The organism is Sphingomonas sp. PP-F2F-G114-C0414 (assembly GCF_003688595.1).
In the GTDB taxonomy this organism is placed as follows: domain Bacteria; phylum Pseudomonadota; class Alphaproteobacteria; order Sphingomonadales; family Sphingomonadaceae; genus Sphingomonas.
Window position 1 is genome coordinate 787892 of sequence record NZ_RCWT01000010.1, and the last position, 26247, is coordinate 814138.

Annotated in this window: 26 protein-coding genes and 2 tRNA genes; 2 read left to right on the forward strand and 26 right to left on the reverse strand. The window is 66.9% G+C overall.

Annotation, left to right across the window (positions count from 1 at the left end; translation table 11 throughout):
- Positions 1-23: 23 nt before the first annotated feature.
- The 6 genes from C8J47_RS08605 to C8J47_RS08630 all read right to left on the reverse strand — a co-directional run bounded on the left by C8J47_RS08605 (position 24) and on the right by C8J47_RS08630 (position 6795).
- Positions 24-812, reverse strand: coding sequence for a formate/nitrite transporter family protein (locus C8J47_RS08605; protein WP_121885266.1), 789 nt, complete (start codon positions 810-812; stop codon positions 24-26).
- Positions 809-3181, reverse strand: a complete 2373-nt coding sequence (locus C8J47_RS08610) for an FdhF/YdeP family oxidoreductase (protein ID WP_121885267.1) — start codon at positions 3179-3181, stop codon at positions 809-811. The genes C8J47_RS08605 and C8J47_RS08610 overlap by 4 nt, the downstream gene beginning before the upstream one ends.
- Before the next feature lie 179 nt (positions 3182-3360).
- Positions 3361-3437, reverse strand: a tRNA-Met gene (locus C8J47_RS08615).
- A gap of 66 nt (positions 3438-3503) precedes the next feature.
- Positions 3504-4025, reverse strand: a complete 522-nt coding sequence (locus tag C8J47_RS08620; RefSeq protein WP_121885268.1) for a 2'-5' RNA ligase family protein — start codon at positions 4023-4025, stop codon at positions 3504-3506.
- A 143-nt stretch (positions 4026-4168) separates the two neighbouring features.
- Positions 4169-6100 (reverse strand): potassium transporter Kup, encoded by a 1932-nt coding sequence (locus C8J47_RS08625; protein ID WP_404969261.1) that lies wholly within the window; start codon positions 6098-6100, stop codon positions 4169-4171.
- Positions 6101-6354: 254 nt separating this feature from the next.
- Positions 6355-6795, reverse strand: a complete 441-nt coding sequence (locus C8J47_RS08630) for an Lrp/AsnC family transcriptional regulator (RefSeq protein ID WP_056048254.1) — start codon at positions 6793-6795, stop codon at positions 6355-6357.
- Positions 6796-6922: 127 nt separating this feature from the next.
- Here C8J47_RS08630 and ald point away from each other — a divergent pair, with 127 nt between their 5' ends.
- Both ald and C8J47_RS08640 read left to right on the forward strand, forming a co-directional pair.
- Positions 6923-8029, forward strand: a complete 1107-nt coding sequence (gene ald / locus C8J47_RS08635; RefSeq protein WP_056048250.1) for an alanine dehydrogenase — start codon at positions 6923-6925, stop codon at positions 8027-8029.
- Between the two features lie 51 nt (positions 8030-8080).
- A complete protein-coding gene (locus tag C8J47_RS08640) occupies positions 8081-8299 on the forward strand; it encodes a DUF3072 domain-containing protein (RefSeq protein WP_056058060.1) in 219 nt (72 codons plus the stop codon).
- Between the two features lie 112 nt (positions 8300-8411).
- Here the strand turns inward: C8J47_RS08640 and C8J47_RS08645 are convergent, their stop codons facing one another.
- The 20 genes from C8J47_RS08645 to C8J47_RS08740 all read right to left on the reverse strand — a co-directional run bounded on the left by C8J47_RS08645 (position 8412) and on the right by C8J47_RS08740 (position 26097).
- Positions 8412-9056 (reverse strand): hypothetical protein, encoded by a 645-nt coding sequence (locus C8J47_RS08645; RefSeq protein WP_121885269.1) that lies wholly within the window; start codon positions 9054-9056, stop codon positions 8412-8414.
- Positions 9056-9436, reverse strand: a complete 381-nt coding sequence (locus tag C8J47_RS08650) for a cytochrome c-type biogenesis protein (protein ID WP_121885270.1) — start codon at positions 9434-9436, stop codon at positions 9056-9058. Before C8J47_RS08650 ends, C8J47_RS08645 begins: the two co-directional genes overlap by 1 nt.
- 137 nt (positions 9437-9573) lie before the next feature.
- Entirely contained in the window at positions 9574-10101 is a 528-nt protein-coding gene (locus C8J47_RS08655; RefSeq protein ID WP_060524957.1) for a DsbE family thiol:disulfide interchange protein, read from the reverse strand.
- On the reverse strand, positions 10098-12011 hold the full coding sequence (locus C8J47_RS08660) for a heme lyase CcmF/NrfE family subunit (RefSeq protein WP_121885271.1): 1914 nt from the start codon (positions 12009-12011) through the stop codon (positions 10098-10100). Before C8J47_RS08660 ends, C8J47_RS08655 begins: the two co-directional genes overlap by 4 nt.
- Positions 12008-12454, reverse strand: coding sequence for a cytochrome c maturation protein CcmE (gene ccmE, locus C8J47_RS08665; protein ID WP_121885272.1), 447 nt, complete (start codon positions 12452-12454; stop codon positions 12008-12010). Before ccmE ends, C8J47_RS08660 begins: the two co-directional genes overlap by 4 nt.
- Positions 12455-12551: 97 nt before the next feature.
- On the reverse strand, positions 12552-13277 hold the full coding sequence (ccmC, locus tag C8J47_RS08670; protein WP_121885273.1) for a heme ABC transporter permease CcmC: 726 nt from the start codon (positions 13275-13277) through the stop codon (positions 12552-12554).
- 189 nt (positions 13278-13466) lie between these two features.
- Positions 13467-14516: a Glu/Leu/Phe/Val dehydrogenase dimerization domain-containing protein gene (locus C8J47_RS08675; protein ID WP_121885274.1), complete on the reverse strand. Its 1050-nt coding sequence runs from the start codon at positions 14514-14516 to the stop codon at positions 13467-13469.
- A gap of 111 nt (positions 14517-14627) precedes the next feature.
- Positions 14628-14704, reverse strand: a tRNA-His gene (locus C8J47_RS08680).
- A gap of 66 nt (positions 14705-14770) precedes the next feature.
- The gene (gspN, locus tag C8J47_RS08685) at positions 14771-15496 is read right to left on the reverse strand and encodes a type II secretion system protein N (RefSeq protein ID WP_121885275.1); all 726 of its coding nucleotides are present in this window, start codon (positions 15494-15496) and stop codon (positions 14771-14773) included.
- Entirely contained in the window at positions 15493-15969 is a 477-nt protein-coding gene (gene gspM, locus C8J47_RS08690) for a type II secretion system protein GspM (protein WP_056058034.1), read from the reverse strand. Before gspM ends, gspN begins: the two co-directional genes overlap by 4 nt.
- Positions 15966-17051, reverse strand: a complete 1086-nt coding sequence (gspL, locus tag C8J47_RS08695; protein WP_121885276.1) for a type II secretion system protein GspL — start codon at positions 17049-17051, stop codon at positions 15966-15968. Before gspL ends, gspM begins: the two co-directional genes overlap by 4 nt.
- The gene (gene gspK / locus C8J47_RS08700) at positions 17048-18046 is read right to left on the reverse strand and encodes a type II secretion system minor pseudopilin GspK (protein ID WP_259467442.1); all 999 of its coding nucleotides are present in this window, start codon (positions 18044-18046) and stop codon (positions 17048-17050) included. The genes gspL and gspK overlap by 4 nt, the downstream gene beginning before the upstream one ends.
- Positions 18033-18719: a type II secretion system minor pseudopilin GspJ gene (gene gspJ, locus C8J47_RS08705; protein WP_183129064.1), complete on the reverse strand. Its 687-nt coding sequence runs from the start codon at positions 18717-18719 to the stop codon at positions 18033-18035. The genes gspK and gspJ overlap by 14 nt, the downstream gene beginning before the upstream one ends.
- The gene (gene gspI / locus C8J47_RS08710) at positions 18716-19087 is read right to left on the reverse strand and encodes a type II secretion system minor pseudopilin GspI (protein ID WP_121885278.1); all 372 of its coding nucleotides are present in this window, start codon (positions 19085-19087) and stop codon (positions 18716-18718) included. Before gspI ends, gspJ begins: the two co-directional genes overlap by 4 nt.
- The gene (locus tag C8J47_RS08715; RefSeq protein ID WP_274599209.1) at positions 19077-19562 is read right to left on the reverse strand and encodes a GspH/FimT family pseudopilin; all 486 of its coding nucleotides are present in this window, start codon (positions 19560-19562) and stop codon (positions 19077-19079) included. The genes gspI and C8J47_RS08715 overlap by 11 nt, the downstream gene beginning before the upstream one ends.
- Positions 19563-19566: 4 nt before the next feature.
- Positions 19567-20007, reverse strand: coding sequence for a type II secretion system major pseudopilin GspG (gene gspG, locus C8J47_RS08720; protein ID WP_121885430.1), 441 nt, complete (start codon positions 20005-20007; stop codon positions 19567-19569).
- A gap of 8 nt (positions 20008-20015) precedes the next feature.
- Positions 20016-21242, reverse strand: coding sequence for a type II secretion system inner membrane protein GspF (gene gspF, locus C8J47_RS08725; RefSeq protein WP_121885429.1), 1227 nt, complete (start codon positions 21240-21242; stop codon positions 20016-20018).
- Positions 21243-21413: 171 nt separating this feature from the next.
- Positions 21414-23066 carry a GspE/PulE family protein gene (locus C8J47_RS08730; protein WP_121885280.1) on the reverse strand — a complete coding sequence of 551 codons (1653 nt, stop codon included), beginning with the start codon at positions 23064-23066 and terminating at the stop codon, positions 21414-21416.
- Positions 23063-25282, reverse strand: coding sequence for a type II secretion system secretin GspD (gene gspD, locus C8J47_RS08735; protein ID WP_121885281.1), 2220 nt, complete (start codon positions 25280-25282; stop codon positions 23063-23065). The genes C8J47_RS08730 and gspD overlap by 4 nt, the downstream gene beginning before the upstream one ends.
- Positions 25279-26097 (reverse strand): type II secretion system protein N, encoded by an 819-nt coding sequence (locus C8J47_RS08740; protein ID WP_121885282.1) that lies wholly within the window; start codon positions 26095-26097, stop codon positions 25279-25281. The genes gspD and C8J47_RS08740 overlap by 4 nt, the downstream gene beginning before the upstream one ends.
- Positions 26098-26247 lie beyond the last annotated feature (150 nt).

Below are 26247 nucleotides of genomic sequence, written 5' to 3' on the forward strand. Positions count from 1 at the left end.
GATGCGGTCAGGCGAAGGGTAGCTTATTTCGCAGCGAGAACCGCGTCGGTCTTTGCCGCGGCGAGGTAGCCGCCGACGACGAACACCAGCCCGCCGATGATGTTGCCGACGCTGACGATCGCAAGATTGCGGACCATGCCGGCGATATCGATCGACGGGTTGGGCACCATCAGACCAAGCGTCAGGGCCGTCATGTTGGCGACCGAGTGCTCGAACCCGGCCGCGACGAAGGCGAGCAGTATCCACGCCATCGCGATGCACTTCGCCGCGTCGCCCGTCATCCGGGCCGCGGTCCAGATCGCCAGGCACACCAGCCAGTTGCACAGAATCGCACGCGCCAGCAGGGCGACCGCGCTCGCCTCGACCTTGTGCTGGACATAGGCATGGAACATCGTGTCCGCGTTGGCGAACACCGCGCCGCCGCCGCCAGCCGCGAACACTGCCGACAGGACTAATCCACCGATCAGGTTACCGACCCATACAACGATGGTCAGCTTCACGGCTTCTGCGACCGTGATCGTCCGTTTCGCCAGGCCGAAGCCCAGATACATTACGTATCCGGTGAATAGCTCGGCACCCGCGAAGACAGTCAGGATCAGCCCGAGCCCGAAGGTCGCGCCCATTACCAGCGGCCGCACACCGGGTTCCAGCCCCGACCCCGTGCTGAGCGCGAGGATCATCGCGATGCCGATATACGTTCCCGCCAGGATCGCGCCTGCGAAGAACCCCGCGGGAGAGCGCCGCAACGCCTCGGCCTTGGTCGCGGCGAGGGTCGCGTAGGTATCGATAGTCGACGAATAGCCGGTGCTCATGCGGGGACTTTGCTTTCGTGGCCGACGATCCCGGCACGCACCACGCCGCGATCCGAACCCATGTCGGCGGCGGCGGGACGGACGGTCACCGGGATAGATTTGTAGGAAGGGGTGAAGCTTTGCGGGTCGTGATCCTCGAGCGCGATCAACGGCTGCGTCTCGGGGTAGTAGGAGGCGACGCAGCCATCGGGCAGCGCATAGCGGACCAGCATCAGCTTCTGGACGACACGGTCGGCACGCGCGAACTGGAGCGCGGTGGCGATGTCGACGACGTCGCCTTCCTTGTGCCCGAGCCGCGCCATGTCACGCTCGTTCATGAACAGGATGTCGCGGCGCCCGAACACGCCGCGATAGCGATCGTCGAGGCTGTAGACGGTGGTGTTGTACTGGTCGTGCGCGCGAAGCGTCGTCAAGCGCAGCACGGTCGGATCGCCCGCACTTTCGTCCTCCTCGACGCCCTTGGCGACGATGAAGTTGGCTTTGCCACTGTCCGTGTTCCACTCGCGCATTGCCGCCGAGTTCGGCAGGTGGAAGCCGCCCGGCTTGCGGATCCGCGCGTTGTAGTCGGCGAACGCGGGGAACACCGCCTCGATCTTGTCGCGGATCAGGCTGTAGTCGCCGACATAGGCATCCCAGTCGATCTCGATCGGCGCGCTGCCTTTCGCGGCGAAGGTCGCCTTGGCGATCTCGCCGACGATCCAGATCTCCGACTTCACGTTGTCGCCCGGCGGCATCAGGAAACCGCGCGAGGCGTGGACCATCGACATCGAGTCCTCGACGGTAACGGCCTGCTGCCCGGTCGCCTGCATGTCGAGTTCGGTCCGGCCGAGGCACGGCAGGACATACGTTGCCTTCGCCATCAGCAACTGCGTGCGATTGAGCTTGGTGGTGATGTGGACCGCGAGATCGAGGTTGCGGAAGCCCTCCGCGCATGCCTGCGGATCGGACGAGGCGATGGCGAGGTTGCCGCCGAGGCAGACGATCGCCTTGGCGTGGCCGTCGCGCATCGCGGCGATGCTCTCGACCACCGAATGGCCATGCTCGCGTGGCGGCTCGAACCCGAACACGTCGCGCATGTTGTCGAGCAGCAGAGGCATCGGGCGCTCGGTGATGCCGACGGTGCGGTCGCCCTGGACGTTGCTGTGGCCCCGCAGCGGACAGATGCCCGCGCCTGGCCGGCCCATATTGCCGCGGAGCAGGAGCAGGTTCGCGATCTGCTGAACGTTGGTCGTGCCCGTGCGGTGCTGCGTGACGCCCATGCCGTAGCAGCAGATCGTCGACTTCGACTTCGAATACGCCAGCGCGACCTCTTCGAGGTCCTTCCGCGAAAGCCCGCTGGAGCGCTCGATATCGGCCCATTCGGTGGTGGCGAGATCGGCGATATAGTCGTCGAGGCCCGCGGTATGCTCGGCGATGAACGCGTGATCTAGCGCGGGCTCGCCGCCGGAGACCTCGGCCGCCTCGTCGAGCGCGATAAGCGCCTTGGCGATGCCCTTCAGCGCGGCCGCGTCGCCGCCGACCTTCACCTGATAATAGCTGCTGGCGATCGGGGTTGCCGACATTGTCACCATCTCGACCACCGATTGCGGCGATTCGAAGCGTTCAAGCGAGCGTTCCTTGAGCGGGTTGAATACGATGATCTTGCCGCCGCGCTTCGACACTTCGCGGAGCGTCGCCATCATCCGCGGATGGTTAGTGCCGGGGTTGTGGCCGATCGACAGGATCAGGTCGGCGTGGTCGAAATCCTCGAGGCTGACGGTGCCCTTGCCGATGCCGATCGACTTCGGCAGGCCGACCGAGGTCGCCTCGTGGCACATGTTCGAGCAGTCGGGAAAGTTGTTGGTGCCGTAGAGCCGCACGAACAGCTGGAACAGGAACGCCGCCTCGTTCGAGCAGCGGCCCGAGGTGTAGAACTCGGCCTGGTTGGGATCGGGGACGGCCGCGAGACCTGCGCCGATCTCGCGCATCGCATCCGCCCAGCTCACGACTTCATAGTGATCGGTGGCGGCGTTGTAGCGGAGCGGCTCGGTGACGCGGCCCTGGTCCTCGATCCAGTGATCGCTCTGCTTCCAGATGTCGGACACGCTGTGCGTGGAGAAGAACTCGGCGCCGATCGTCTTGGCGGTGGATTCCCATGCGACGGCCTTGGCGCCGTTCTCGCAGAATTCGAACGAGGAGGTATGTTTCGGGTCGGGCCATGCGCAGCTCGGGCAATCGAAACCGTCGGGCTGGTTCGACTTGAGCAGTGTCTGGCCGCCGCGCACCACGATCTGCTGCGCCTTGAGCGAGACGGCAACCGCCTTTAGCGCCCCCCAGCCACCGGCCGGACCCGTATAGTCGGCGATCCCATCAGGGCGTTTGTCACGCATGCTCGTCTCTCCCGTAAGGCCGGACCGACGCGAACACCGATACGCAGCGCGATGCCCGACCATTAACCCAAGGCAATAGAACGGCATTTTGCGATTGCGAAGACGAGTTTCCCGCACTTGGTGATCGCTTGCGTCTGTCGCGGGAGTTGGACCACGAGCGCCGTGCGCCAGGTCTGAAATGGTAGCGAAGGAGGGACTTGAACCCCCGACCCCAGGATTATGATTCCCGTGCTCTAACCAACTGAGCTACTTCGCCGTACCGTCCGTCAGGGAAGCGTTCTTCCCTGCGAGGCGCGGCCTATAGGAAGCGGTTTCAAGGCGGTCAAGCGAACATGTGCCGGGAAATCGCTTCCCATGGTCCGCCGCGATACCACCACGCGCCAAGACCCGCGATTTCGACGTCCTTCGGCGTGAAATCGCGCTGCAGATTGCCGAGCAGGAGCTTGGCGACCTGCGGGCTGACCTTGTTCTGGATCGTGACGTGAGGACGCCAGCCGCCGGCGTCCTGCGGGGTAAGCATGCCGGTGAACGCGTCAGCGAGGCGCGCACGGATGCCGACGAGGTCGGGGGACTCGATCCGGTAGGCCACACCCCGTCCTAGCGACATCAGGCCGCCCACGCGCGCCTGTGGGGCACGGATGCCACGCGTTTCCTGGTTGAGGCGGTGCTTGAGCTCGTCGAGACCCGAGGGCGGCAGGTGGTGGAACAGCGTCAGGTGTGCGTCGAGCTGGTTGCGCTCGGGCGGAAAATGCTCGCGACGCATTGAATCGAAGAACGCGGTGTCCTTGCGGCCGAACAGGGCCGTGACGATGATCGGGGCGACTTCGGTCGGGCCGGTCGTCATGGCCCCCCCCCCCCCGGCGAAGGCCGGGGTCCAATTGGGAAACGTCAATGACGAGGGTAGCACGCCGTTACTGCAACCTCTCCAATTGGGCCCCGGCCTTCGCCGGGGGGGTGCGACTTTGGCGAAGCAGGAGGCGTAAATCATCAAATCTCGACCTGGCTGCCTAGCTCGACGACGCGGTTGGTCGGCAGGCGGAAGAACTCCATCGCGCTTTCCGCATTGCGCAGCATCCAGGCGAACAGCTTCTCGCGCCAGATCATCATGCCGGGCTTGTCCGATGCGAGCAGCGTCTGTCGCGACAGGAAGAAGCTGGTGTCCATCATCTTGAAGTCCGCGCCGCAATTATGGACTTGGCGCAGTGCGGCGGGCACGTCGGCGTCCTCCATGAAGCCGTAGCGCAGCACGAGGCGGTGGAAGCCGTCGCCGAGCTCCTCGCGCACCGCGCGGTCGTGCGCGGGCCAATAAGGCTGACCGACGATCTTGACGGTGAGCAGGATGACGCGCTCGTGCAGCACCTTGTTGTGCTTGAGGTTGTGGAGCAGCGCGTGGGGCACGCCGTCCGCGGTCGAGGTCATGAACACCGCCGTCCCCGGCACGCGCGACGCCGAACTCGCTGCCGAGCCGATGAACACCTTTATCGGCATCGCCGCCTCGTGCATCCGGTCGATCATCAGCTGCCGCCCCTTCGACCAGGTCGTCAGGAAGGTGAAGATGATGAACCCGACCAGCAGCGGGAACCAGCCGCCAGCCGGCACCTTGGTCAGGTTCGCCGCGAAATAGGCGCCGTCGACCGTGAAGAAGATAGCCAGCAGCGGGATCGCGGCGATCTTCGGCCAGTTCCAGAGGCGGAACAGCACGACGCCGAGCAGGCACGTGTCGATGAACATCGCGCCGGTTACCGCAATGCCGTATGCGCTCGTCAGGTTCGACGAGGTGCGGAAGAACAGCACGAGCAGGATCACCATCACCATCAGCGCGCCGTTGACGAGCGGGATGTAGATCTGGCCCGCGGTCGAGGCGCTGGTGTGCTCGATCCGGAGGCGCGGGATGAAGCCGAGCTGGATCGCCTGCTGCGTCACCGAGAACGCACCGGAGATCACCGCCTGCGACGCAATGACGGCGGCCATCGTCGCGAGGATGACGAGCGGGAGCTGGAGGCTCTCGGGGGCGAGGTTGTAGAACGGGCTGACCAAGGCCTCGCGACCGTCGCGGAACAGCAGCGCGCCCTGCCCCATGTAATTGAGGATCAGCGCGGGCAGCACGAAGAACAGCCACGACAGGCCGATCGGCTTGCGGCCGAAATGCCCCATGTCCGCGTACAGCGCCTCGGCACCGGTGACAGCGAGGACGACCGAGCCGAGTGCGAGGAACGCCCGCTCGGGATCGATGATGAAGAACTCGACCGCGTAGTGCGGCGACAGCGCCCAGAGCACCTCGGGGGTCTGGACGATGCTGAGGATACCGAGCACCGCGATGACGCTGAAATACACCAGCATGATCGGCCCGAACACGAGCCCGATACGCGCGGTGCCGCTCTTCTGCACCCAGAACAGCGCGATCAGGATCACGATCACGATCGGCAGCACCAGTCCGGCAAAGGCGGGCGCGGCGACGGCGAGGCCCTCGACCGCGGACAGCACCGACACCGCGGGCGTGATCATGCTGTCGCCGTAGAACAAAGCCGTCGCGAACACGCCGAGCAGGATGATTCCCTTGCTCCAGCGCTTCGTCTTGGTCTTGCCCGAGACGAGTGCGAGCAGCGCGAGGCTGCCGCCTTCGCCCTTGTTGTCGGCGCGCATGATGATGATGACGTACTTGACCGTCACGACGATCATCATCGACCAGAACATCAGGCTGATGACGCCCATGATGTGCGCCGCATCGAGCGCGAGCTTGTGGTGGCCGGCGAAGGTCTCGCGGAAGGCGTAGAGCGGGCTGGTGCCGATATCGCCGAAGACGATGCCGATCGCACCGAAGGCGAGCTTCAGCATGCCGTCGGAGTTGTGATGCCCCGTCTCGAGATCGAGATTGGCGGGTGGTACGGTCGAGGCCGCGGCGGTCTGGTCGACGCTCACTGGACGGTGAATCGGCCCGGAAGTGCAGCAATACTCATCGAATTTCCGATTTCACCCTGTGCCCCAAGCGCGCGCATTTAGCATGCGGGCCGGAATGCGGCAACGGCGGGGCGGGCAACGTGGATTAACTGGGGCTGATCGGACCGACGCGTGAGGTGAGAACGCCCCCGCTTCCGTTCTCCTGCGAACGCAGGAGCCCAGGGTCACAGGCGCCGTTCTTTCTGACCCTGGATTCCTGCGTTCGCAGGAAAACACTATCGCCTGATGACCTCGCGAATGACGAAGTGTGACGCGAGCCGCGTTACGCCCGGTAGTTGCGACAGCGTCTCTCGGTGGATGCGTTCGAACGTCTCGCCGTGGCGGATTTCGACGTGGAGCATGTAGTCCGCCTCGCCGCTCATCAGGAAGCATTGGACGACCTGCGGACACTCGACGATCTCGGCCTCGAACGCTGCCATCGTCTCCTTGCGCTGATCCCGCAGCGTGACGTTGACGAGGACGATACTGGGGTCGCCCCGCGCCGCTTGCGACAACACCGCACGATAGCCGACGATTGCGCCGCTTTCGCGCAATTGGGCTACCCGGCGATGCGCAGCGCTCGCCGACAGGCCGACCGCGTCGCCAAGCTCGGCGCTGGTCAGGTCGGAATTGGCGGCGAGCAGGTCCAGGATCCTGCGTTCGATCGTGATGCTCAAGATTATCCCGTTTCAAGGGCGATGGATGCAATCATCTTGCAGATGCGGTATCGCACCGAGACCAGTTTGCGAACCCTTCCCGTCCAAGGCGCGCTAATATGGCGCAAACGATAATGGAGTGGAATCAATGCGCGTCGGTGTCCCCAAGGAAATCAAGAACCACGAATATCGCGTCGGCCTGACCCCGCCATCGGTCGCCGAACTGGTCGCGGCCGGTCACGAGGTCGTCGTCGAGACGCAGGCCGGCTCGGGGATCGATTTCGAGGATCAGGACTATGTCGACGCAGGCGCGACGATCCTGCCGACCGCCGCCGCGGTATTCGCCGGCGCCGACATGATCGTGAAGGTCAAGGAGCCGCAGCCGAGCGAGATCGCGATGCTCGAGCCGCGCCATCTGCTGTTCACCTATCTCCACCTCGCCGCGGACAAGCCGCAGGCCGAGGGGCTGATGAAATCCGGCGCGACCTGCATCGCGTACGAGACGGTCACCGACAACCGTCGCGGGCTGCCGTTGCTCAAGCCGATGTCGGAAGTCGCGGGCCGCATGTCGGTGCAGGTCGGTGCGCATTATCTCGAGAAGGAGCAGGGCGGACGTGGCGTGCTGCTCGGCGGCGTCCCCGGTGTCGCGCCGGCCAAGGTCGCGATTCTCGGTGGCGGCGTGTCGGGCGTCAACGCCGCGCAGATGGCGGTCGGCATGCGCGCCGACGTGACGATCTACGACATCTCGAACGATCGCCTTGCCGAACTCGACATGTTTTTCTCCAGCCAGATCAAGACCGCCTACGCGTCGAAGGCGGCGATCGCGGCGGCGGTGAAGAACGCGCATCTGGTGATCGGCGCGGTGCTGGTGCCGGGGGCCGCTGCGCCGAAGCTCGTCACGCGCGAGATGCTGAAGACGATGAAGCGCGGCTCGGTGCTGGTCGACATCGCGATCGATCAGGGTGGGTGCTTCGAAACGAGCCACGCCACGACGCATGAGGACCCCGTGTTCGAGGTCGACGGCGTGATCCATTACTGCGTCGCCAACATGCCGGGTGCAGTTGCGCGTACCTCCGCGTTTGCGCTCAACAATGCGACGCTGCCGTTCGCGCTGAAGCTCGCCAACCTGGGCGCCGAGGCCGCGATGAAGGCCGACCCGCATCTCGCCAACGGGCTGAACGTCTACAAGGGCAAGATCGCCTACAAGGCGGTCGCCGATGATCTAGGTTTACCTTACGAAGCATGGGCTGGCTGACTCGGGAACGGATACGGAACATGGGTGTTGGACAGGGGAAAGGAATTTCCAATGTCCGACACCCCGAACCCCAAGTCCGAACCCTTCTCGAACGCCGAGAAGGACCCGGACGACTGGACCACCGGCGATGAGAAGATGACCGGTGCACAGGCAAGCTACCTCAAGACGCTGTCCGAGGAAGCACACGAGGAATTCGATGAGACGCTGACCAAGGCGGATGCGTCGAAGAAGATCGACGAACTGCAGTCGAAGACCGGCCGCGGGCAGTAAGCCCTTCTTCTCGTTACCCCTTTTCGCGTCATCCTGACGAAAGTCAGGATCCAGAGCCAAATAGCCTAACGTTTTTGGCTCTGGATCCTGGGTCGAGCCCAGGATGACGGGACTATTTTTGGCCTGCGTTCGGCACGTCCTGCATAGCCAGGAACCGATCCAGCATAGCCAGTCGCGTGGCGATCTCGCCCCGATACGAAATGTTGGCTGGCGTCGAGGCAAGCGCCTTTGCCCAATACGGCCGAGCCGTCGCGAACTCCCCGGCCCGCACATACGCTAGCCCGAGAAAAAACGGCGGGGCCGGATGCTTCGGCGCCAGTCGCGTCGCCTGCTGGAATGCGAACAGCGCGGGTGGAGAAACCTGGTTCGCGTCGTGCGCAGCAAGCGCATTGGCAAGGCCAGTCCATAACACGAGGCTTTTCGGTGCGATCCGGATACCGCCTAACAGCACCTGCACCGCCGCACGGCGATCACCGATCCGCGTCATCGCATCCGCCGCCACCAGATACGCCGCCGCGCCCGTATACCGCTCGAGCATCTGGTCGCGCAATTCCAGCATCGCGCCATCGTCAGGCGCCGGCGCGAGTCCGGTCGACACCGCATGGCCGGAAAGCCCCGGCTGCCCCTGCCACGCATACCCCGCCGCGCCGAGCATCAGCGCAGATGCGACCATCGACCACAGGACGCGGTTCACGTTCAATACCGCGAGCAGCGCAAACGCACCGGCTCCGATCGCGGCCAGCCAGACGTAACCCATCAGCGTGTCCTCCGCCGGAAGCTCGACCGCACAACCCAGCCGCCTATCGCCAGCAGCAGGATTGGCGTTAGCCACAACGGCCACGTCAGTCCCGACAGCGGCGGATCGTACGTAACATAGTCGCCGTAGCGCGCGATGAGCCAGTCTCGGATCGAGGCAGGCTTTTCGCCATGCTCGATCCGCTCGCGGACTAGCGCGCGCATGTCGGCCGCCATGTCCGCGTCGCTGTCGGCAATCGACTGCCCCTGGCAGACGAGGCAGCGTAGCGTTTCCATGAGTGCGCGGGCGGAAGCCTCCTTGGCGGGGTCGGCGAGCTGCACGTTGGCGTAATGCGCTGGTGGAGTGACCGGCTGGGCGAAGGCCGGCGAGATACAGAGCAAAAGCGCAGCAACGACCTCCCCTCCCGCTCGCGGGAGGGGTCGGGGGAGGGCATGACGCGCGCGTGCGGGTGATGCTGGAGGAGAAGCCCCTCCCCTAACCCCTCCCGCGAGCGGGAGGGGAACAGACAGCCGCCTCCTCACCGCGCGTCCTTCACGGCTTGGACGATCTCGGCCACATTCTCAGGCCGGATATCGCCGATGATCTGCTTCACGACGATCCCGCGGCCGTCGATCACGAACGTCTCCGGCACGCCTGACGAGCCCAGCGCCAACTGCACCTGGCTGGCCCGGTCGCTGCCGATACGCTCGTACGGATCGCCATTGCGCCGCAGGAACCCGCTGATCGCCGGTGCCGTATCGCGGATCGCGATCGCGTCGATCGGCACGCCCATCGCCTTCAACCGCATCAACTGCGGCGCCTCGGCGATGCATGGGATGCACCAGCTCGCGAACACGTTGAGCAACCGCGGCTTGCCCTGTCGAAACGATGCGCTGGTCAGGCCGGGCTTGCCGGGGACCATCGCCGGCAACGCGAAGTCGGGGAGCGGCTTGCCGACCATCGCCGATCGCACCACCTTCTCCGCCGGCCGGAACAGCCCGCTCGCCACCACCGCGAACAGCAGCGCGAAGATCGCCAGCGGTGCCCAGAGTGCGAACCGCTTCATGCCCATTCAGCCCGTATCGCGGCACGTCGCTCGCGCCGCACCCGGCCGAGCAGCGACAGCATACCGCCGAGCGCGATCAGCACGCCGCCGAACCAAATCAACGTTACGAACGGCTTCCACCAGAGGCGAAGCTGCCAGCGCCCCTGCCCGTCCGGTTGGCCGAGCACGGTATAGAGCTGGCCGTCTAGTACCGTCAGGATGGCGGACTCGTTGGTGCTTGTCGGCGGGTTGGCGAAGAAGCGGAGTTGCGGGCGCAGGATGCTCTGGCTGCCACCGCGTGTCGCGGTGAGCCGCGCTTCCAGTGCCGACCAGTTCTCGCCGATCACTGGCGAAATGCCGTCGAGCGTCACGGTGTACGGCCCGACCCGCGCTGGCTCGCCCGCGCGGACCGCGACTAGCGTTTCCTTGGTAAAGGCGCTGTCCGACGCCATCCCGGCGAGGCTGATCGCGATGCCGAGATGCGCGATGACCATGCCATACGTGAACAGCGGCGTGCGCCTGAGGTTGCGCTTCCACAACGGCGCGACGCTGGCGACGGCGAGCCCCGCGGCCAGCGAAAGCCCGGCCCAGGGGAGCGCGCCCGGCCAGACGAACAGCAACGCGATTGCCGCGAGCAGTGTCGCGCCGATTGGCAGCATCACGCGACGCACCACTGCCTTTGAATCGTCGCGCCGCCAGCGCAGCAGCGGCCCGACCGCCATCACCGCGACCAGCAGCAACGCGATCGGCCCCGCCGCCTTGTTGAAGAACGGCGGACCGACCGACAGCTGCACGCCGAAGCTCGCCGCGACGATCGGATAGAGCGTGCCGATCAGGACGATGCCGAGGATCACCGACAACAACAGGTTGTTCGCGACCAACCCGCCCTCGCGGCTGACCGGATCGAAGGTCGTGCCCGCGCGGACGGTGCCGATCCGCGCGGCGAACAGCGCGAGCGCTCCGCCGATGTAGATTGCGAGCAACGCCAGGATGAACGCGCCGCGCTCCGGGTCGACCGCGAACGCGTGCACGCTCGTCAGGATGCCCGAGCGCACCAAAAAGGTGCCGATCATCGACATCGAGAATGCGACGACCGCCAGCATGATCGTCCACGCGCGCAGGCCGTCGCGCGTCGCGAGCACGGTCACCGAATGGAGCAATGCGGTGGCGGCGAGCCACGGCATCAGCGAGGCGTTCTCGACCGGGTCCCAGAACCACCAGCCGCCCCAACCGAGCTCGTAATAGGCCCAATAGGATCCCGCGGTGATGCCGAGCGTCAGGAATATCCATGCGATCAGCACCCAGGGGCGCATCGCCTTCGCGAACGCCGGGCCGACGTCGCGCGTGACGAGCGCACCAACCGCGAACGAGAACGCGACCGAGAGGCCGACATAGCCTGTGTAAAGCGTAGGCGGATGGAACGCCAAGCCGGGATCCTGCAACAGCGGGTTGAGGCCGAGACCGTCGGCGGCAGCCGGATTGAGTCGCGCGAACGGGTTCGAGGAGAACAGCAGGAACGCGTAGAAGCCGAGCGCGATCGTCGCCTGTGCGCCGAGCGTCGCGGTGAGCGTGCGTTCGGGCAGCGAGCGCTCGAAGATCGCCACCGCGCCACCGGCCAGCCCGAGGATCGTCACCCAGAGCAGCATCGAGCCTTCGTGATTTCCCCACGCACCGGCGAACTTGTAGAGCCACGGCTTGGCGGAATGACTGTTCTCGACGACCAGTTTGACGGACATGTCGGAGTCGAGGAACAGTTCGATCAGTAGCGCCATCGCTAGCAGTGCGAGTAACCCCTGGACGATCGCCACCGGCCGGACCGCCGCTGCGACGTCTTCACGACCGCGTGCAATGCCGATCGCTGCCATCACGAGCTGCAACGCCGCCAGCGCGCCTGCGAACCAGAGCGCGGCGAGGCCTGCTTCGGCGATCACTGCTTGGCGTCCGGCTCGAGCGTCTTCGTCTCGTGCATCTTGCCGGCCATCTCCGGCGGCATGTATTTCTCGTCATGCTTGGCGAGCAGGTTCGACGCGACGAAGCTGCCGTTGGGCTGGAACTGGCCCTCGGCGACGACGCCCGATTTTTCGCGGAACAGGTTAGGGACGATGCCCGCGAAGACTACCGGCGTGGTCGCCTGTCCGTCGGTGACGACGAACTGCACGGTAACGCCGTCCGCGGCGCGCTTCACCGAGCCACCCTCGACCATCCCACCGAGCCGCACCGCGCGGCCGAGAGGCAAGCCGTCGCGACGCACGTCCGACGGTGCGTAGAAGAACGCCGCCTGGTCCTTCAGCGCCGACAGAGCGAGCAGACCCGCGACCACGACCGCGCCGAGCGCCAGCAGCGCTAGCGTCAGGCGTTGATGCTTGGCCTTCATTTCTCGGCCCTGCGCATCGCGAGGTAGCTCAACAACGCGATGATCGCGCCGCCGCCCAGCGTTACGACATACGCGGCAGTCACGAACGGCCAGGGGTTCATGCTCTCGCCATTCTGCGCATCCGAGCTTCGGATTTCGCAACAGCAAGCATCGTCCGCATGCGCATCAACACGATCCCGGCGAACACGAAGGTGAAGCCGGCCAGCATGATCGGCAGCGGCCACAGGATCGAGCCATCGATCGTCGATTGCGTCAGCCCGATGCTCGGCCCCTGGTGCAGCGTGTTCCACCACACCACCGAATAGCGGATGATCGGCAGCAGCACCGACCCGGCGATCCCGTAGAGTGCCGGCACGCGGCCGTCGCCGCCACGATCCGCGTCGGCCTTCGCGAGCGCCATGTAGCCGAGATAGACGAAGAACAGCAGCAGCATCGAGGTCAACCGGCCGTCCCATTGCCACCACGTTCCCCAGGTCGGCCGTCCCCAGATCGAGCCGGTCATGAGACACAGTGCGGCGAACACGGCGCCGGGCAGCGCGATCGCGCGCGCGGCGACGCTGGCGAGCGGGTGGCGCCAGACTAGGAACACGATGCTGGAGATCGCGATCCCGCTCCACCCGCCCATGCCGAGCCAGGCGGCGGGGACGTGGATGTAGAGGATGCGGACCGTCTCGCCCTGGAGGTAATCGGGCGGGGTCTGGGTGAGGCCCGCCCAGCAACCGAGCACGATGAATGCAACGCCAAGCCAAAAGAGCGCAGGCGTCAACGGCTTGGCGATCTTCAGGAAGCGCGCAGGGTTTGCGAAGGCGTGTAGGGTGGCCACTGTGGACACCACTATGGCAACAATACGAGGCTGTCACCTTGGACTTGAGCCCCTCTCCCCATCGGGGAGAGGGAGGGGCCCGCCGCACTTGCGGTGGGAGGGTGAGGGGCGTGAGGCTTAGGTCGTTTACCCCAACAGCCCCTCATCCGGCACTTCGTGCCACCTTCTCCCCGGAGGGGAGAAGGACCGTTATCTCCCGATCAGGCGCTTGGCGATCGAGTCCGACACGTCCGAGGCTGGCTGGCCAGTACGGTCGCTCTCGTTCCAGACCTCGATCAAACGCTCGGGGATGCGCGCGATCCGGGCCTTCACCTCGGCCTCGTCGCCGTGACCCAGATACTCCAGGCCGACATTGATGATCCCGCCTGCGTTGATCACGTAATCCGGCGCGTACAGGATGCCGCGAGCATGCAGCCGAGCACCGTCCTCGCGGACGCTCAGCTGGTTGTTCGCACCGCCAGCGACGACCTTCGCCTTCAGCGCCGCGATCGACATCTCGGTAAGGATCGCACCCAGCGCGTTCGGGCTGAAGATGTCCGCCTCGGTCGTCAGGATCGCCTCGGCCGCCACCGCGGTCGCGCCGAGTTCGCCGGCCAGCTTCTGCGCCCGGCCCTCGTCGACGTCGGCCAGCGTCAGCACCGCACCGTCCTTGGCCAGCAACCGCGCGAGCCCGCCGCCGACCGAACCGACGCCCTGGATCGCGACGCGCACGCCCTTCATGTCGGTCGCGCCGAGGCCACGCTGGGCCGCCGCTTTCACGCCAAGATAGATGCCCAGCGCGGTGTACGGCCCGGGATCGCCGCCAGCAGCGCCGCTCGCGACCGGCAGGCCGGAGACGTAGCGCGTCTGGCTGGCGATCACCTTCATGCGGTCTTCGGACATGCCGACGTCCTCGGCCGTCACATAGCGCCCGCCGAGCGAATCAACCGCGCGGCCGAACGCCTCAAGCTGGGCGGTCGTGATGACGTCGCCGGGCTTCGCTGCGAGCACCACGCCCTTGCCGCCGCCAAGCTCCAGGCCCGCCATCGCGTTCTTGAAGCTCATGCCGCGCGACAGGCGCAGTGCGTCGGTCACCGCGCGGCCGTTGTCGGCGTAATGCCAGAAGCGTGCGCCGCCGGCTGCCGGCCCGAGCTTGGTCGAGTGCACCGCGATCACGGCGTGCAGGCCCGATTCGGGATCGGTGAAGGCATGAACGCCCTCGTGGTCGTCGAAATCGGGAAGGTCCCAAACCGCTGTCATCGCCGGCTCCTGAGGAGAATAAAATTACCGGGAAGCGAAATATTATTTTCCAGCCGGTTTTACCAGCCCAAAGCGCTCACGTTGGCGAGGCTCGGAAAAATAATGGGAAAATGGGGCGACCGACGGGACTTGAACCCGCAACATCCGGCATCACAAGCCGACGCTCTAACCAATTGAACTACGACCGCCGCGTAGGCATCGCCCCCTAGCGGGGGTCGCCGGGCGGCGTCAACCGTCGACTTGCCAAAAAGACGTCAAAAACGTCCTTCGATGGCGAGCTTGTACCCGTTCGGGCCGCTCACGAAGCCTGCCTGCTCGAGCTTCTGCACCGCCAGCGGATCGGATGGACGCAGCGACAGTTCGGCGCGATAGGTCCCTGCCCCCTCGATCCGGAGTGCGATGCTCTCGGTCCCGGCCTGGCTCGCCAGTGGGAGCAGCAGCGCCGTGCCGTCGCACCGTGCGGTACCGCTCACCGACTGCGGCAAGGTGATCCCACCGACGTCACCCGCCAGCGTCGCGCGGACGCGGCCCTCGGCGGCTTCGCACTGGCCATCGCGGAAGCGGACCGAGACGTCGTCGAGGTCGAGCGTGGATACGGGCACCGGCGCGAACAGCCGGCCGGTCGCGACCGTGGCGGTCATGTGGTCGACGCCGAAGCCGTGGCGGCTAACGCTCGCCGACCCGCGCAACGGCTTGGCCGACACCGATTCGGGACCGGCGAAGACGATCGTCGCGCGGCCGACAAGCAGCGGTAGGGCCGATACCCGCGCGTGCAGATCGCCGAGCGCGAGATCGCCGAACCGCGCTTCGGTCAGCGTCGCGCCCCAGATCGTCCCCGACACGCGCCGCGCGACCAGCCCTTCGTCGCCGATGCCGACCCAACCGAGCACCGCACGCATAGGCAGGAAGACGATCAGCGCGATCAGCAGCATCCCGCCGAACAGCGCGGCGGGACCGGTACGCAAACGAATCCGCCTCATGCCGCGCGTGCCTTCAACGTCAGTGCGACGCCGACGGTCTTGTCGCCCTTGTCGGTCATCGCCACCGAATCGACGAGGATGCCGAGCCGTTCGAGCCGTGCGAGCCACGCGACCAGCGCCGCGGGGCGCGCCGACTGGATGCCGACCCGCACCCGGCTCGCCCCGTCCTGATCGAGCGAGGCGAGCGCGAAGCCGGCTTGGTCCGCCTCTGCGCGCACCGCGTCGGCGAGCGTGCCGGTCAGCGGCGTGGCGCGCGTCCGCTGGATATCGCGCAACGTCGCGACCTGCGCGCGCGTCTCGCCGAGCCGCGTGACGGCATCGGCATGACGTTCGCGCGCGCTCGACAGGCCGTCGCCGACCGGGCGGATGATCAGCGCCCACAGCAACGTGAGGACCGCGAGCCCCGCCATCACGAGCAGCAATCGCCGCTCCCGCAGCGAGCGTCCCTCGAACCACGTTTTCAGTCCGGTCATCGTCCGCTCTCCGGGCTGATCGTGAGTTCACCCGTCACCCGGCCGGCTGCTGCCTGGAACACGCCCGCGCGGACCGAGAAGCCGGCGGCTTCGAGCGCTCGTTTGAGGTCGGTCGCCAAGGCTTCGCGTTCGACGGCCACCGACAGGCGCAGGTCGCCGTTCGCCTGGAAATCGAGCGCGGTGACTTCGGTGCCGGGCGTCGCACGCACCACTGCGAAGACCGCCGCGGTCGTGCTGGTGAAACCCAGCCCGGGTCCCCGCACGCGCGACAGGCGCTCGTCGAGCTGGCGGCTGGCGTCGACCACCGTCTCGCCGCGCGGCAGGCCGGTGACCGCCACCGTATTGGCCTCCGCCTCCAACGCATCCGCGCCGAAGCTGTATTTCGCGATGCGGACGAGCGAGATCGCGAGGGTCACGGCCAGGATCGTCAGCGACAATAGCGCCAGCCGACGGATCAGCCCCCAGTCGATTGCGAACCGTCGCCGCCGCGCAAACGGCCCCTGCCGTAGGTCGAGCGGGGGCGACGCGACGGCGGCAACGATCGCTGCCTCCAGCATATCGCGGTCGATCGTCGCGGGCGCGGTGCCGCCGGTCACCAACTCCGTCAGCCGCGCTTCGTCGGCGAACCCGCTGGACGTGCCGCGCACGACACCGCTGCCCGCAAGCTCCGCCCGCGCGTAGCCCTCTTCGGGTCGCGGGAGGAGCATCGGCGCAGGAATGACCGCGACCGGATCGACGCCTGCCTCCGCCAGCATCAGCAGCCAGTCGCGCATTGTCGCGGCACCGACGACTCCGATCGGTCGGTCGCTCGCGCCTTCGTCCCCGACCGCGACGTGGAGTTCGGCGAGCGGCGACGCGCTTGCCTCGCTCGCCAGGATACGCGCAGCCGCCGTCGCCTGCGCCGCAGACCGCGACGGCAGCTCCGCCCAGTGCAGCGTCACCGCATCGGCGGGCGCGACCGCGATCGTCTCGTCGTCGATCGCATCGGGGATACCCTCCCCCTCCTCGACCACGCGCGCGTCCGCGACGCGCATCCAGCGATATCCGGTCTCGCCGGCGGGAAGGAACAGCAAAGTCGTCATGATGGCTCGCCCCATTGCCGCGATACGAGCTGCGCGGGAAGCCGGTTCGCGTCGATCAGCGCACGTTCCTGCATTTGTGTCGTGCCGAGCGTCACGTCGATATCGAGCGTGAACCATTTCGACAGCACCTGCGCGTCCACACCGGGCGCGATATTGGCGGCGCCGAGCAATGACGCGCCCTTCTGCAATTCGTCGAAGGTCGCATAGCCCTGCACCGGTCGCCGCAGCAGCAATTGCTGGGCAGCACCGACCGACAGCGTATCGGGATACATCATCGCCAGCAGCACGCTTTGTTCGGGCAGCAGCGTGTTGACGTTGATCGGCGATGGCTTGGCGAAGGGCAGCGTGCAGATCCACGGCCGGACCTTCGTGTAGATCTCAGGCGTCATCCCGGCGATCGCGCGCAGTTCGCTGGGGTCGCTCATCAGCGTGCCGGCGGTGCGGTACGACGGCACGCGACCGAGATACGCGCCGTCCTCGGCCCCCATCGGTGACTGGTCCTGATCGCTGTCGATCCAGTCGGTCGTGCCCGCCGCGACCTGTTCCGCGACCTGCACCGGCACGTCGAGCAGCCGCATCAGGCGGACGAACTGCGGCCGGACGTCGCCACGCGCGACGTATACGCCCGGGGTCGTCATGCCGACGAGAGAGTTCAGGTTGAAGCAGTTCGCGCCGTCGCGGACGCGCGCGGTTGCGAAGCCTCCGGGTACCGGTAGGCCGAACGGGGTGTTGCTCCAGCCGCCGGCCAACGTGACTCGCGTAGGCTTTGGCGCGAGCAGGTTGGAGACGCGGGTCAGCGCCATCGTCTCCGCCGCGAGCGCATAGGCGCGTGCCTGCTCGCCGGTCGCGGCGTTGCTCGCGAGGCGGGTCGACAGCCGGAGTTTTTCCAGCGCCGCGCCGGCCATCACCGCGATGATCGCGACGAGCATCAGCACCGTGAGCAGCGCGGCGCCCCGTTCTTGCCCGCGTCGAATGCCGAGATCAGGTTCGCGCACCGGGCGTCTCCTGTCCCGAAGGGGTGCCCGCAGGTGGCGTTATGACAGGACCGGTTCCGTCCGAGGGCGCGGGCACGTAGCTGGTGCCGACGAGAAACATCTGGCGGAACTGCGTACCGTCATCGCGCTGGACGGTGAGTTCCATCGCGTCGGGCAAAGGCCTGCCGCTCGCGCCGTCCCATCGATCGCTCCAGGCCCCCGCGATGCGATAGCGCAGTCCGACCTGACGAACTTTGGTGAGCAACGCGGCAGGCGGCAGCGCTTGCGCGCCGTCGACCATCGGATACGCGATCCGCTGGAGCGTGCCGCCGTCGACGCGGTAGGCGACCTTCTGCATGCTGGAGCGCGCCGCACCGTCGATGTTGCTCCAGCCGGCGCGGACGAGGCGGAGCATCGGCGTGACGCCCGACCCGCTCTCGCCGATGAACGCGGGGACGCTGGTGCCCGCCTCGTCGCGGGTGGCGCGGTTCGACGCCTGGGCGAGGTCGGCGGACAGAATCGACATGGTGCGCGTGAGCGCGCTGATGTCATCGAGTTTGGCGCCGGTTGAACTCTGCGCCTTAACGCTGAACGACAGGATCGCGACACCTGCGGCGGCGATCATGCCGAAGATCATGAGCGACACCATGACTTCGATGAGCGTGAAGCCGGCCTCGGATTTCGGATGCGTCACATCACCATCCGCGGCGCGGGTCGCACCATGGTCAGGCGGCCGAGTTGGGTGCCGGTCCGGTCGGCGACCACCACGTCGATCCGCAGCACGCTCGATCCGCCGAGAGCGCTCACCTGTCGCGTCCATGTCCAGGGCTGGCCGCCGTTCGTCTCGACACCGGTGACGCGGCCTGCGGTCGGCGGTTGCGCGCTGGTGACCGCGTCGATTGCGACGTTGCGCGCGACCATCTGCGCGACGAGCGTTTCGTCGAGGATCGATGCGCCGCGGATCGTCGCGCTTTCCAGACGCACGAGCGCCATCGCCGCAAGGCTGAACACCGCCAGCGCGACCATGATCTCTATTAGGGTGAAGCCGCGCTCAGCCTGCATCGGCTCTTACGCTGCCGTCGGCGTCGATGTGGACCGTCGCCGCGACGCCGCCACGATCGAGCCGGATCTCCGCAGGGCGATCGACGAGGCCGGTCGGGTCGAACGTCACGCGCATCCGGCCGGTGGTGTCGCCGATGCTGGCCCTGGTGCCTTCGTTCCAGCGCTCGACGCGCATGGGTTTCTCGGCGATCGGCGTCCAGCCGCCAGCGAGTCGACGGTCGAAGCCGTAGCCGCCACCGCTGATCCAGACGCTCACCGGACGCGCCTCGACGATCGCCGAGTCATGCGCGGCGCGGGTGCGCAGAGCGAAGCGCGTCGCCTCGTCGAGCACGCGGCCGCGCGGGTCCGGCATGACGAGCACGGCCACAGCGGAGGCCAAGCCGATGATCGTCACGACGACCATCAGTTCGACCAGCGTGAAACCACTTTCGCGTCTCCGCGAAAGTGTCCCCGCGCAGGCGGGGACCCAGTCCAAGGACCTATTGCCAGCTGCCGATATCGGCATCGATCCCCTCGCCGCCTTCCTTGCCGTCGGCGCCGAAGGTCCAGACGTCGGCCTCGCCGTGTGCGCCGGGCGAGGCATAGAGATACGGGCGACCCCAGGGATCGTTCGGCAGCTTCTTCAGATACCCGCCACGCTGATAGCGCGACGGATCGGTCAGGCCCGCGGGCGCCGAGACCAGCGCGTTCAGCCCCTGCGTGGTGTTGGGGAAGGTCATGTTCTGGAGCTTATAGAGTTCCAGCCCGCCCTCGATTTGGGCGATGTCGGCCTTCGCCTTCTGGATCCGCGCAGTGTCGCCCGAGGGCAGCACGTTGAGCGCGACGATCGTCGCCAACAGGCCGATGATGACGATCACGACCATCAGCTCGACGAGGGTAAAACCAGCCTCGCGGCGCTTCTTTTTATCTTCGGGACGCATGAACAACCTCATTGTCCGGCCAGCGTGTTGAGCTGGAGGATCGGGAGCAGGATGGATAGCACGATCGTCGCGACGATGCCGCCCATCACGACGATGATCAGCGGTTCGAGCAGCGAGAGTGCGGTGGCGGTGAAACGGTCGAACTCGCGCTCGAGATAGTCGGCGGCGCGTTCCAGCATCTCGTCGAGACGGCCCGCCGCTTCGCCGCTCGCTGCAAGATAGGTCAGCAGTGGTGGGAAAACGCCGGCGCGACGCATCGCGGCGGACAGGGAGCCACCGCCGCGGATCGCGTCGACGATCTGGTCGGAGGCGAGGCGGAGGCGGCGGTTGTGGATCGTGCTGGCGGTGAGGTTGAGGCCGTCGAGCAGCGGCAGGCGGCTCGCCACCATCGTGCCGAGCGTGCGCGCCATTCTCGCCGCGTGAAGGTCGCGGATCAGGCGGCCGAGTAGCGGAATGCGGAGCAACCAGCCGTCGAACGCAAGCCGCAGCGTCGGGTCCTTCAGCGCCCGCCAACCGGCCAGGCCGCCACCGACGACGATCAGCAGCATCACCCACCAGTATCCGACGAGGAACGCCGAGAACGCCATCACCATCCGAGTCAGCAGCGGGAGTTGCTGGCCGACCGTGTCGAATTGCTCGACCACCTGCGGCACGACGAACATCATCAGCGCGGTGACGACGCCGAACGCGACGAGCGCGAGGATCGACGGATAGGCGAGCGCGGTGATGAGCTTGCCGCGAATCTCGGCCTGGCGTTCGAGCAGGGCTGCAAGACGGTCGAGGATCGTCGGCAGTGAGCCCGAGCTTTCGCCGGCGGACACCATTGCGCGGTAGAGCGGCGGGAAGCTTTTCGGCTCTCGCGCCATTGCGTCGGCGAGGCGACGGCCTTCGACGACGCCGGCGTGGACGTGCTGGACTATAGTGCGGACGCTGTCCTGTTCGGTCTGGCGAGTGATCGTGCGAAGCGACTCTTCCAGAGGCGAGACGCGGTTGAGCGTGGCGAGCTGGCGGGTGAAGAGCGTGAGGTTCTTGCCTGACATCTTCGGCGCGCCGAGCTGGAGGCCGAAGAGCGGGCGGCCCTTCGAAGCCTGCGGCGGTGCGCCGGGGGTGATCTTGACGACATAGAATTTGCGCGCGTCGAGCGTGGCGCGCGCGACGTCGATGTCCGACGCGGCGACGTGGCCGCGGCGTTCGGCGCCTTTGGTGTCGATCGCGATGTAGTCGAAGTCCGCCATCATCCTCCCCTGCAAGGGGAGGGGGACCGCCGCGAAGCGGTGGTGGAGGGGGCGTGCCGCGAACGTTGCGTTGCGCTGCTGGCGGCGTACGGCTGGTGGTGCGGGCGTGGTGAGCCCCCTCCACCAGCTTCGCTGGTCCCCCTCCCCGTTCCGGGGAGGAATTGCCGCGCGCTACGCAACTACTGTATCCTCGACAACTTCCGTGGTGTCGCGACGGGATACTCGGACTGCTTCTTCAGCGGTGGTCTGGCCGGAGAGGACGAGGTCGCGGGCCGATTGCGCCAAGTTCGGCGATTTGGCGAACGCGTGGGCGGTGATCTCCGACTCATGACCGTCGGTGTTGATCAGGCGGCGGATCGTGTCGTCGATACGGACCGCTTCGAACACGCCGATGCGGCCCTTGTAGCCGGTCTGGTTGCAGTCTTCGCAGCCTTGCGCGACGTAGACGACCGCGTCGGAGGCGATGCCGAGCAGCGGGGCAACCGTATCCGAAGCAGGCACGGCCTTGCGGCACGTAGGGCAGAGCCGCCGAACAAGGCGCTGCGCAATAACCGCGCGCAGCGTCGAAGCGAGCAGGAAGCTCTCGACCTTCATGTCGCGCATGCGGGTGATCGCGCCGATCGCGTCGTTGGTGTGGACCGTCGACAGCACGAGATGGCCCGTCAGCGATGCCTGCACCGCGATCTCGGCGGTCTCGCGGTCGCGGATTTCGCCGACCATCACGACGTCGGGATCCTGGCGCAGGATCGCGCGCAGCCCTGCCGCGAAGGTCAGGCCGACCTTGGGGTTCACCTGGGTCTGGCCGACGCCGTCGACGGCGTACTCGACCGGGTCCTCGACGGTGAGGATGTTGCGGCTGCCGTCGTTGAGCAGGCGGAGCGCGGCATAGAGCGAGGTGGTCTTGCCCGAGCCGGTCGGCCCGGTGACGAGGATGATGCCGTTGGGCTCGCTGAGCGCTTCGTTGAGCAGCGCGAATAGCGCGGGCGGCAGGCCGAGCGCCTCCAGATCGATACCGGCGTTTTCCTTGTCGAGGATACGCAGCACCACGCGTTCCCCCGCCCGCGACGGTAGCGTCGACACGCGGACGTCGAGCAGCTTGCCGCCTAACGTCAGCCCCATGCGGCCGTCCTGCGGGACGCGGCGCTCGGCGATGTCGAGGCGCGCCATGACCTTGATGCGGCTGACCACCACCGGGGCAACGTTCGGCGGCATGCGCAGCGTTTCGCGCAGCACGCCGTCGATGCGCATGCGGACGACGAGGCCGGATTCGTACGGTTCGATGTGAATATCGGACACGCCGTTGCGCGCGGCGTCGGCGATGATGCCGTTGATCAGCCGGATCGCGGGGGCGTCGTCGGCGGTGTCGAGCAGGTCTTCCGCGGTCGGCATGTCGCCGGCGAGCAGGTCGAGCTCGTCGCCCATGCCGACTGCGGCGAGCGCGTTGGCCTGGCCGTCCATCGCGTAGACGTTCGAGAGCAGGCGATCGAACGCGACCTGTTCGACGAAGGTCACGTCGAACGGGCGGGCGAGGTAGCGGCGAAGTTCGAGCAGGACTTTCGGGTCTGCGCCGGCGCGCATGGCGATGGTGAGGTGGGAGTCGGTGTCGGTGTGGTCGATCACGACGCCGAACTTTCGGGCGAAGGCGTAGGGGATGGTGATCTGAGGGAGGTCACTGCTCCCCTCCCGCTCGCGGGAGGGGTTGGGGGAGGGAATGACATACCCCTCGATCGCGTCGGCCGGGAGTAAGACAGGCCCTCCCCCGACCCCTCCCGCAAGCGGGAGGGGAGCAGAAGCGTCGATCTCGTGGCCTTCGCGGATGATCATTTCTTTGGTCGCACGACCATCGTCGAGGTGCGTACCGGGACGGCGATGCGCGGGTCTTCGATGTTGCCGGGGATCGGTGCGCTCGGGATCGGCGGCGCGGCGCCCATATAGTCGCGGACGAGCTGATCAATCGACGGCTCCGCGCCCGGCTCCTGCAGACCCTGTTGCAGGCGGACATACCCATAACGCTGCTCGGTCAGCTTGCGGCTGTCCTCGGCGGTGCGCAGGATCGTCGGGCGGATGAAGATCATCAGGTTGGTCTTCGACCGCTGCTTCGCCTTCGAGGTGAACAGGTGGCCGAGCACGGGAATGTCGCCGAGCAGCGGGATCTTCTCGATCGTGCGGCGTTCGTTGTCGTCGAGCAGACCGCTGATCACCGCGATCTGGCCGTCGTCGACGGTGCGGACGGTTTCGACCTCGCGTTTGTTGAGGATCAGGTCGCTATTGTCGCTCGACACCGGGCCGGCGATCGAACTGACTTCGAGGCGGAGGTTGAGCTTCACGGTGCCCGACGAGTTGACCTGCGGACGCACGGTCAGCTCGATCCCGACATTCTGGCGCTGCGTGGTGCGGAACGCGTTGTCGAAATTGGTGCTGAGCGCCTGTCCCGTGGTGATCGGAATTTCCTGCCCGACGAGGCTGTGCGCCTCCTGGTTGTCGAGCGTGACGAGGTGCGGGACCTGGAGCAGGTTCGAGGTCGTGTCGCTCTTCACCGCGTTGATGATCGCGCCGAAGAACGTGCTGCCGATCTTGCCGCCGAACCCGCCAAACCCGCCGGTGGCCGCGAGGATCGACGCGATCGCCGACTGCTGCAGCGCGTCCGCCGCGGCATTGGGGGTGTTCGTTTCGGTGCGCGTGCCATCGGGCGCGACGACCGTCGTGCCGTTGCCGCCGATCGAGCGCGCGCCGATCGCGCCGGCAATCTGCAGGATGTTGGGCGCGGAGTTCGAGAAGGTCGACGCGCCGAACGCACCGCCGCTCGGATCGCCGACGATGAACTGCGCCCCGAGCGTGCGCGCGGTCGAATCGGAGACTTCGGCGACGATCGCCTCGACGAGTACCTGTTCGCGGCGCGTGTCGAGCTGCCGGACGACCTCGTTCAGCTGACGCTGGATCTCGGCGGGTGCGGCGATGACGATCGCGTTGGCGCCGGCGAAGCGCGTGACGACCGCAGCGGTCTTGCCGCCGGCCGCGGTGATCGCCGCCTGGCCCGATCCGCCGCCCCCGCCGCTCGACGAGGGGCCGGACTGCGGGATTTGTGGTTGCGAGAAGTTCGACTGGCCGCCGGACGCGCCGTTGGTGCTGCTCGACCCGAAGTTCGAGCGCGACAGCGCCGTCTGCACCGGCTGCGTCGGAGTCTGGCCGACGAGTTCCTGCAACACTGGCAGCAATTGCTCAGCGTCGGCGTTCTCGAGGAAAACGACCTTGATCTCGGTGCCGTTGCGCGCCTTCTGGTCGAGGTCTGCGGCGACCTGCGCGAGGCGGGCGACGGTGGTCGGATCGCCGCGCAAGGCGACCGCGTTCGAGCCTTCGACCGCGACCACCGATGCACTCGGGCCGGAGCCTGCGCCGCCGCCCTGCCCGCCTTGACCGCCGCCCGTACCCGTGCCGATCAGCCCCTGGAGCGCCGTCGCGATCTCCTTGGCACTCGCATTCTTGAGCGCGACGACGCGCGTGGAGGACGTGTCCGTGTCGATCCGGCGGAGGACCTCGCGGATACGGCGGATATTGTCCGCGAAATCGACCACGACGAGGCTGTTGCCGCCGCGGTTCGCGCTGACCGAGCCCTGCGCGCTGACCAGCGGGCGAACCGTCTCGACCGCGGACTGCGCGTCGATCGCGCGGAGGCGGATGATCTCGGTGACATAGCTGTTGCGTGCGGCGCCTGCGACGCCGATCCGGCTCGGCTGCGAGGCGGCGTTGTCGAGCGGCTGGACGCGGAACGCACCGCCGGAGGTCGGCACCGCGACGAGGCCGTTGGCGCGCAGGGTCGAGAGGAAGATCTCGAAATATTCGGAGCGCGACAGCGGGCGATCGGTGACCACCGTCACCTTGCCGGCGACGCGGTTGTCGATGATGAACGTGCGCCCAGTGACCTTGGCCGCGTCGGCGATGAATGCGCGGATGTCGGCATCGCGGACGTTGAGCGTGGTCTGCGCGTGGACGCCTGCCGCCAGCGCGAGCGCGACGACGGGACCGAGAAACAGTTTTTTCATTGGGGTGGCGCGATCGTGATGGCGAGCGGCAGGGTATCCTGGCCGCGTTCTACGGTGATGGGGACGTTGCCGCCGCCCGCGAAATCCTTGGCGATGCGGTCGAGATCGCCGGGGCCGGAAACGGGGCGCCCGCCGATCGAGGTGACGACATCGCCGTCCTTGAGCCCGGCGGAGCGGAACGCGTTGCCCGAGCCTTGCGAGCGGACGGTGAGCCCGCTGATGCGGCCGCCGTCGATCCGCGGGATGAAGCCGATCTCGCTCCGCAACTGCGCGACGGGGATGCCGACCGCCGGGGATGCCGCGCCACCGGGGGGCGCTCCGGGCACGACCGGGGTGACTGCGCCCGACTGGTCGAGGAACAGGTCTTCGTCGGCGCCACCCCGGTCGATCGTGACATGATCGAACGCGACCGACTTGAGGCGTACGCCGGGCTGGATCTCGTCGCCAACCGCGACGCTTTGCTGGAGACCATCGGGACCGGCGATGATCGCGGAGCTGCGCCCCATCGCCTCGTCGATGCGCGTGCCGAACAGGGTCAGCTGGAGCGACGTGACGGTGGCGGGTGCGCCCGCCGCGCCACCGAGGCGGAAGAACGGATCGAACCCGCGCAAGATATCGGCGGGCGATCCGACGACCATCGGCGCGGCGGGGCGCCAGTCGCCGAGCGGCGTGATCGGCGTCACGATCGTCCACGCCAGCCGCGCGCACTGCGTGGCCAGCCCGGCCAGCAGCGCGAGTTCGACGACACTATAGACATTCACCACCGGCATACGCCGCAAGATACGGCGCGCCCGCGCGTCCAGCTTCAACCGCATCCGCGACCCACCCCAATTTCCCGCATCCCGTCGCGTAGGCATGCCATGTTACAATTCCGCGTCAATGGCTTGCCCGCCGAATATGCGCAATCCGGTGCCGGCCGCGCTGAGATGACGGACAGGGTAGCGCATCGCGTCGGCGATGGGCAG